General features: G+C 35.7%; 6 protein-coding genes and 2 pseudogenes. 3 read left to right on the top strand and 5 right to left on the bottom strand.

Annotation, left to right across the window (positions count from 1 at the left end; genetic code table 11):
• On the top strand, window positions 1-466 hold a 466-nt coding region (locus tag OUY_RS01850), incomplete at its 5' end, for an integrase core domain-containing protein (protein WP_139686542.1).
• A gap of 202 nt (window positions 467-668) precedes the next feature.
• Here the strand turns inward: OUY_RS01850 and topA are convergent.
• Complete coding sequence (gene topA / locus OUY_RS01845; protein WP_010404951.1) at window positions 669-3,119, bottom strand: type I DNA topoisomerase; 2,451 nt, start codon at window positions 3,117-3,119, stop codon at window positions 669-671.
• Between the two features lie 424 nt (window positions 3,120-3,543).
• Window positions 3,544-3,678 (bottom strand): hypothetical protein, encoded by a 135-nt coding sequence (locus OUY_RS06660; protein WP_281277878.1) that lies wholly within the window; start codon window positions 3,676-3,678, stop codon window positions 3,544-3,546.
• Between the two features lie 169 nt (window positions 3,679-3,847).
• Between OUY_RS06660 and OUY_RS01835 the strand changes: the two genes are divergently transcribed.
• Entirely contained in the window at window positions 3,848-5,119 is a 1,272-nt protein-coding gene (locus OUY_RS01835) for an MFS transporter (RefSeq protein ID WP_139686540.1), read from the top strand.
• A gap of 66 nt (window positions 5,120-5,185) precedes the next feature.
• Window positions 5,186-6,529: a DNA repair protein RadA gene (gene radA, locus OUY_RS01830; protein WP_139686539.1), complete on the top strand. Its 1,344-nt coding sequence runs from the start codon at window positions 5,186-5,188 to the stop codon at window positions 6,527-6,529.
• A 150-nt stretch (window positions 6,530-6,679) separates the two neighbouring features.
• Here the strand turns inward: radA and OUY_RS06860 are convergent.
• The 3 genes and pseudogenes from OUY_RS06860 to OUY_RS01810 form a co-directional block, all read right to left on the bottom strand.
• Window positions 6,680-7,629: pseudogene (locus OUY_RS06860) on the bottom strand (IS5 family transposase).
• 187 nt (window positions 7,630-7,816) lie between these two features.
• Window positions 7,817-8,311, bottom strand: a pseudogene (locus OUY_RS01815) (transposase); the annotation flags it as partial.
• A 34-nt stretch (window positions 8,312-8,345) separates the two neighbouring features.
• Window positions 8,346-8,588: integrase core domain-containing protein (locus OUY_RS01810; RefSeq protein WP_139686536.1), on the bottom strand; the 243-nt coding region annotated here is incomplete at its 5' end.

Genomic DNA, 8,588 nt, shown 5'->3' with positions numbered 1-8,588 from the left:
AGCTGCAGATCTTCTTAATGATAGGGTAGTACCGTTCTTTGATGAACAGAAAGTATCATTGCTACGTGTTTTGACGGATCGTGGTACAGAGTATTGTGGCAGACCTGAAAATCACGCTTACCAGCTATATTTAGGGGTAGAAAATATTGATCATTCTCGAACCAAAGCTCGTTCTCCACAGACTAATGGCATATGTGAAAGGTTCCACAGAACTATGCAAGATGAATGTTACAATATTATCTTTAGAAAGAAAATTTACACCTCTTTGGCAGAACTTCAGTTAGACGTAGACCATTGGGTGCATTCTTACAATAGATCTAGACCGCATTCAGGTAAATATTGCTATGGTAAGACTCCTATGCAAACCTTTTTTGATAGTATGCATATTGCTTATCAGAAAAATATTGATAGCATTAAACAGGATGCTGATTTTGGTTTTGACTTTGTTAATTCTTCTGTCAGTTAATTCATGCTTGTCAGATTAAGTCTAGACTATTACATTCCTGGTAGCACGTCTGCGTCACACGACTGTAGCTGCTAACCAGGTGACAACTTTCTCGTTATCTGAATATTTTCTTTCTTGTAATTCAGGCTCTTTTTTTCTCAGTTCCAGCGTGTAGCGCTGGAACAACAATAAAGAACATATAAAGAATGGTTATGCAAGAAGTCTACTTTTTATTCTTAATTAACTCTAAAGCCTTCTTCAGATCTATACTTTCAATATCTGCATTCTTGCCCAAAGCAACGTTTGTTTTACCGCATTTTATATAGAATCCGTACCTACCGTTGCAGATAAAAACTTCTTTTCCCTTTTCATTAAAACCAAGAGATTTTAGCTCTTTGCGTGGGCTACTCTCAATAATTTGTATAGCTTCGTTTAATTGTGTGTCTAATACCTCCTTAGAGCTTTTTTTAAGAGAAAAGTATCGACCATCATAGAGAATATAGTACCCAAATCGTCCAAGACCTATTTTTACTTCCTTTCCAGTTTCTGGGTGTTCTCCGATTATTTTCGGCAGGGAAAGTAATCGAGTGGCGGTATTTAGATCAATATCATTAACATTTATATCTTTTGGTACAGAAATCTTTTTTTTCTTTTCTGACTCACTATTAAACTCCAGATAAAGTCCAAAAGGACCTTTTTTGATCATTACCTCTTGGCCTGTCACATCATCTATACCCAAACTTTTTGGATATTCTGAATTGTCATTACTGCCCGTAATTTCTTTTGTATGATTGCATGCAGGATAGTTAGAACATCCAAGAAACACACCGGCTTTTCCAAAATTTAATTTCAATATACCACCAGAGCAATTAGGACATTTTTTACCTATTTCTTCCTTTCCTTCCTCTGAGCAAAACCAATTGACTACCAAATCATGAATACCACTAAAAATCTCATCATGTGTCATTTGCTTAACAGAATTTACATGATTAAAAAATGGCACCCAAAAATAGCCTAGTTCTTTTTTCCAATCTGCATGTCCATTTGAGATTGAATCAAGCCTTTCTTCCATTTGTGCTGTAAAGTCATACTCTACACAACGCTGAAAAAAAGTTTCCAAAAATATAGTCACGATCTTACCGCGGCTGCTTGGAATAAATCTTTTGTTATCCAATGAAACATATTCACGATCTTGTAATACCGAAATAATTGTTGCATAAGTTGATGGGCGACCTATACCGACTTCTTCCATTTTTTTTACTATACTCGCTTCACTATAACGAGGTGGCGGTTGAGTAAAATGCTGTTTCGGATCAACAGAAATCAACTTGCACGCTTCCTCTTCCTTCATGGCAGGTAGCAGGCCTTCATTTTCGGCTTCTATGTTATCTTGATAGACTTTATAAAAACCATCAAAGAATATACTTGATCCACTTGCTCGCAGAATCACTTTCTGGTCAATAGAACTAATTTCAACTACCACTTGATCAAGAATCGCCGATTCCATTTGACTTGCAATGGTTCTTTTCCAGATTAAATCGTACAATTTAAATTGCTCTGGCGTTAAGTAATCCTTAATACTACCCGGTGTTCTATTAATATCAGTTGGCCGGATTGCTTCATGTGCTTCTTGAGCATTTTTGACCTTTTTTACATATTTACGAGGAGAATGCGGTAAATATTTATCACCATATAATGACTTAATTGATCCCCTGATTGAGTTTATAGCCTCATCTGCAATATGAAACCCATCTGTACGCATGTAAGTTATCAACCCTACGGTTTCACCACCAATATTGATACCTTCATATAAATTTTGCGCTACTCGCATAACATTTTTCACATTAAAATACAGTTTATTCACTGCATCTTGCTGAAGACTTGAGGTGATAAATGGAGGAAGCGGGTTTCTCTTAACTTGCTTGCGTTCTACTGTGCTTACAGCATACTGCCTTGACTCGATCTCCCTGACTAAGTTCTTTGCCTCTTCTTCATTCTTAATATCAAATTTTTCTAGCTTTTTATTGTCATAGTGGCTTAGCATAGCAAAAAAAGCCTCATCTTTGCTATTTTGCATTTCTGCCTTTATGCTCCAATACTCCTGTGTTATAAACTTACTGATTTCATCCTCTCGTTCGCATATAAGCTTTAATGCAACAGACTGCACTCGCCCTGCAGATTTGCTTCCCGACAATTTTGTCCACAGCAGCGGTGACAAGCTAAATCCAACTAGATAATCCAAAGCTCTGCGTGCTTGCTGTGCACGCACTAAGTCCATATTAATTTCACGTGGATTTTTTATAGCTTCTTGCACTGCTCTTTTTGTTATTTCGTTAAAGACTACTCTATGAATGTTGCTTTCATCATTGATTGCTTTTCTTTCCTTTAGTGCCTCTATCACATTCCAAGCTATTGCTTCCCCTTCTCTGTCTGGATCTGTTGCAAGGTATATATCTGATGTTTTACTAGCTTCCTTGACTAACTCTTTTACATACTTTTCTGCTTTTTCAATAATCTCATACTTCATGGCAAAGTCATTATCAGGATCAACAGAACCATTCTTCGCTGGCAGATCTCTGACGTGGCCAAAGGATGCAGCCACTTTAAATTCTTTACTCAAATATTTACCTATCGTCTTTGCCTTTGCCGGCGACTCAACTATCAATAATGCCATAATTATTAGTACTTAAAGGTAATATGTTGAAATATATAGAATAAAAAGTAAAAAAATATTTTAATGGTCTTCTCAGTTTTTTAAGTGAATTGTTTTAATGTTAGCAAAAAACCTAATGAAAGAGCCTACTTTACAAATTTTCCCAACTCCCTTACCATAAGGATAACGCTATACTATTTATCTTCGTCTGTGGAGATTAAACGACAAAAGCATAACGCAGTTGTCGTCTTATTTTTAATTTTTTGCACTATGTGCATCTTATTTCTTTACAAAACTTCCAGTTTTTTAACCATATAAGCTGAAACGGGCTGTTTAAGACAGGCCAATTTTCAGGATTAGAGCTAGCTAATAGGGGGTTTCTTTTGTCTTTTTTCTACTTGGTAAATTTCTTGATATTTGTAGCTAAAGTAATTTAAGAGAGGTGTCATCCCAGTGCTCCGACACTGGGATCCATTTTTCCATCATCAGAAACGTTGATTACTTTTATACTCGTAAATTTAACTGGATCCCAGTGTCGGAGCACTGGGATGACAAGAAAAGGAGTACTGGAATGACACATTCCACCATGTCATTCCAGCGGATGACCAGATTTTTTTATTTGATCCCAGACTGGCTGGTTATGCAAGTTCCAATTTTAATAATATTTACATATAAGCCATACGCTTGAGTTGCAAAGTTCTAAAAAGCAGCCAAAATAAAAATAAGTAGACATTTACAAATTAAACTAAGTGTACAATCAACAAACAAGAGTATTGATTGCAACAATACTCTGTAGAATCGCAATATGGTATGACCATATGCTCTTTATTGATCTGGTTAATATAATTAGTAGAGAATTTTGTTATGCAAAAGATATCTACTACAGCATATTGCAATTGTTTGGAATTGCAGGACTGGGTGCAATGGTAAGACCACTTGGTGCATCTGTATTTGGTCACATTGGTGATAGGTATGGAAGGAGAATGGTGTTAACGATTGCTATCTTGCTAATATCGATTCCTTCTAGTCTCGTTGCGTTTATTCCAAGTTATAGTAAAATAGGAATAACCTCTACTATGTTGCTTCTTACAATCCATCTGATACAAGGGGTTGCACTTGGCGCTGAGCAAGGAGGTAGCTCTGTTTATCTCATAGAGCATTTACCTAATAAGAAAAAACTAGGAATGTTTTTTGGAATAATAAGTTTTGGTCGCTCTATTGGCATATTGCTCCCTGTGGTTGCAGTGATCATCTGTAAAAAAACCACTGATTTTAACGCTTGGGGTTGGAGGCTGCCGTTTATTTTTTCAGCCATTTTAGGATTAATAAGCGCATATAGTATATATACACTAGGAGAAACTCCAGTGTATGAAAAAAATCGAGAACAAAGAAATTTACCTAATTTACCAATAATAGAGCTTACAAAACGCTATAAAAGAGCCCTGATACTTGCCATTTTAATATCTGTACCTGTTAATGTTGCTGTTGGATTTACCATATTTCTTAGAACAATTGCAAAAGAAATAGTGTCTGTTGAAACTTATGTAACAACGTATGTCAACGAAGTTGTACTCATTATAACCAGTATATTAATGCCGATATCTTCAATAGTGCTTGGAATTTTAGCTGATAAAACAGGAAGAGAACGCACTGCAATCTTATTTATAGTGATAACAATGGTAATATGTTGTCCTATGTTATCTATTGCATATTACTATAAAAGCTACCTAATAATTATGTTGAGTGTGATGGCTCTTTCTATAATCGAGAGGGGTATTAATCCTATAGGGATAGTTACTGCTGAGCTTTTTCCTACTAATGTTAGATTTAGTGGTGTGAGTTTATCACGTAACATTTCTTATGCCCTGCATGGTGGATTTACTCCTATGATATGCACTTGGTTTACTATAATGTTTCCTAAAATAGACTTTGCTGCTGGGCTTTATGTAATTTTTTGCTTATTAGTCAGCTTAGTAGCAATATTGCAAATAAAACCACAAGATAAAAAGTGTGATTGGTAATTTTCTCTATTTAAATTTATTTCACTTATTTAGCTAATTTTTATTACAATTATAATTTTGGCTTTTATGAAAACTGCATACGTATGTCAATTCTGCGGTCATAGCACTGGAAGGTGGGTAGGAAGGTGTATTGCATGTGACAGTTGGGATACGGTTGTCGAAGAAATAGTACTAAAAACAGAAACGAGAAGTACATCTGCACCAATTTCAATAAAAGCGTTATCAGATAGTGAAATTATTACCCCCGATCGTTTTTTAACAGGAATAGAAGAGTTAGATAGAGTTTTTGGTGGAGGTATCGTTCAAGGTGCTAGCATTTTAATTGGTGGTGAACCTGGAATTGGAAAATCTACTCTTTTGCTTAGGATTGCAGCTAATGTTGTACAACTTTCCTCTTTTGAATGTCTTTATGTATCTGGCGAGGAATCTTTAGGGCAAGTGAGCCTCAGAGCAAAGCGTCTTAAGATAAATGAACCTAAAATTAAGCTTTTATCTACAGTATCTTTAACTGATGTAGTAGCAACAATAAGGAAAAATAAAAGTATTAAGTTCTTGATAATTGATTCTATACAAACTATGTATGATAGCAAAGTCACATCAGCACCAGGAACTGTAACTCAAGTCCGTACCTGCGCTCATGAATTGACTGTTCTTGCAAAGCAATATGGTGTTTCTCTCTTAATAGTTGGCCATATAACGAAAGATGGACAAATAGCGGGACCTAAAACCCTGGAGCATATGGTAGATACAGTACTATATTTTGAGGGTGAAAATAGTAATCAATATCGCATTTTACGTACTATTAAAAATAGATTTGGCCCTGCAAATGAAATTGGTGTTTTTGAGATGTCTAAAGCAGGACTCATGCCTGTTGATAATCCATCATCATTATTCTTGACCGTACATGATAGAGAAGTAGTTGGCAGCGCCGTATTTGCAGGAGTTGAAGGCTCAAGACCAATCTTAATGGAAGTGCAAGCATTAATAGCAAGGACTAATATGGCAACTCCAAGAAGAGCAGTAGTCGGTTGGGATATTAATAGATTAGCTATGATAATCGCGGTTCTAAGTGCTCGTTGTAAAATGTTTTTGCATGATAAAGAAGTATACCTAAACATTGCGGGAGGACTCAAAATACAGGAACCATCAGCTGATCTTGCTGTTGCTGCTTCTCTTATTTCAAGTTTAGTAAATTTACCGCTACCAACTTCTTCAATAATCTGCGGTGAGGTTGCACTTTCAGGAGAAATTAGAAATGTTTCGCATGCTGATCTCAGGCTAAGGGAAGCACAAAAATTAGGGTTTAAAAAAGCGATTATGCCTAAAAATGGCAATTATTCTTCTCATGATATTGAGATAATTAAGCTTGGTCATATAAAAGAGTTAAAAGAGATCTTCAATCACAATTAAATATTATCTGCATGAACATTTTGCTTGTGAGAAGGATGTCATCCCAGCTTCCATAATGTCATCTGAGTAGGTGACATAAGCTTCTTTTTTTCTGGATTCCAGTGGGCTTTGTTGCATCACTCTTCGGATAATAGGTAACGTGGAATAAATTCATGAAGCTATCTCAAATTTAGCCATGCCTATATCAGTAAATTTGTTAAGCAAATAACACTTGAGTAGCAGTTCTCTCTCACGATTAACCTCAGATTTGTTTCTAAAACTAAAACCAAATGTTTGCTTCAGTCGCAAGAAAAAACTTTCTATATAAGATCTCTTCCCATAATTTATCTCTTTTTTCCACCTCTTCATACCATCTTCATCATATGACTTTATGAGCTTGATTGTAGAATTTCTCTCATCCATATAATCCAACTTTGGATGCTCTACTGCATTATTTTGCGGAGGAATCCTTGTCTTTATGTCAAGCTCATCGCACAGTTTGTATAACTTCTTTCGATTATATGCCCTGTCTGCATATAGTGTGCTTATATTATATTTAACATCAATCCTTGCAATAAGATCACATGCTCCATAGTGGTCAGAATAAACTCCGCCACTGTATTTTGCTGCTATAACTTTTTTGCTACCTATCTCTAGCATTACATGCAGTTTTCTTGTTTGCTCATAGCGGCGATACTTTCTATCTGTACCATTTGCCTTGCTATGACCTGGAATATTATTGTAGATCAGTACTATCTATGGCAATCTCAATATCTTCTGTATTATTTTTATCATGTCTTCGATCATTAATTTTGATGTTAAGTTTTTTTAAGCCTTCTTGAGGCCTGGGAATAGCTAATAACTTGCAAGTTTTTCCTTACTTGCTCAAGGTACCCTGCTATAAATCCCGCTGTTTGTCTCAGACCTATTCTAAATAAATAAGTTATTATGTGAACCAGAATCACGACCTTATCGCTATAAATATAGTTGCCACCAGCCATTTTTGGACCTTTTTCGTACCAATTTTCTATGGCATCATTGACGTAATAAAAAATATTTCCCCTCTCTTGGAGAAATTTGTTATATTCATGGCAGTTACTGACTCTCATTTTTTGTGGCATATTTTTCTTTAGTAGGTTAAATGCTTGTCTTATAGTGAATTTTGTCAGTAACTGCCAGTTCTTTTTATTTGACCTATGCAACAAAGCCATTCCAGTGTCAAGCACTGGAATGACACCATCATACCTGTTGGAGTATGTATGTAGCCTTATCTCACACTCCTGTCATGCCAGTCTGGAATCTACCGTCTTAAACATCAAGATAAAAATTATTGTTTTTTATCATAGCATTTAAACAAATGATGATTTTTCTCATTACAGCAACTAAAGCAACTTTAGCGGCTTTGCCGGAGTCAACTAAACGCTGGTAAAATACTTTCATTTTTTTATTATGACGCATTGCAACCACAGTAGACATGTATAATGCTTTTCGAGCATAAAATCTGCCACCTATGACTTGGGCCTTGCTCACTTTCCTTCCGCTTTCACTAGTTTTTGGTGCAACTCCAACTAGACAAGCTATTTCCTTATTATCTAACCTGCCAAGTTCAGGTACCTCTATGAGTAGGATACTTGCGGTTTTCCGTCCAACACCTTTATAGCTAGTTAGCAGTTTGCTTTTTTCCTTCAAATCAGGATCAGAGTTTATTATATCTTCTATGTCTTGCCTAACTTGCTCTAATTGTTTTTTTGCAAATTCTATCTGTTTTTCTATATATTCCCTGGCTTTTCCTGTAACCTTATGTGTAATAGTCTAGACTTAATCTGACAAGCATGAATTAACTGACAGAAGAATTAACAAAGTCAAAACCAAAATCAGCATCCTGTTTAATGCTATCAATATTTTTCTGATAAGCAATATGCATACTATCAAAAAAGGTTTGCATAGGAGTCTTACCATAGCAATATTTACCTGAATGCGGTCTAGATCTATTGTAAGAATGCACCCAATGGTCTACGTCTAACTGAAGTTCTGCCAAAGAGGTGTAAATTTTCTTTCTAAAGATAATATTGTAACATTC

The sequence above is a fragment of the Wolbachia endosymbiont of Leptopilina clavipes genome, assembly GCF_006334525.1.
Taxonomy (GTDB): Bacteria; Pseudomonadota; Alphaproteobacteria; order Rickettsiales; family Anaplasmataceae; genus Wolbachia.
This window is presented reverse-complemented; position numbering and strand designations above follow the sequence as displayed.

Coding starts and splice junctions, on each gene's coding strand:
- radA (WP_139686539.1), top strand. CDS start 5,186: ATGAAAACTGCATACGTATGTCAATTCTGCGGTCATAGCACTGGAAGG.
- OUY_RS06660 (WP_281277878.1), bottom strand. CDS start 3,678: ATGTGTCATTCCAGTACTCCTTTTCTTGTCATCCCAGTGCTCCGACAC.
- topA (WP_010404951.1), bottom strand. CDS start 3,119: ATGGCATTATTGATAGTTGAGTCGCCGGCAAAGGCAAAGACGATAGGT.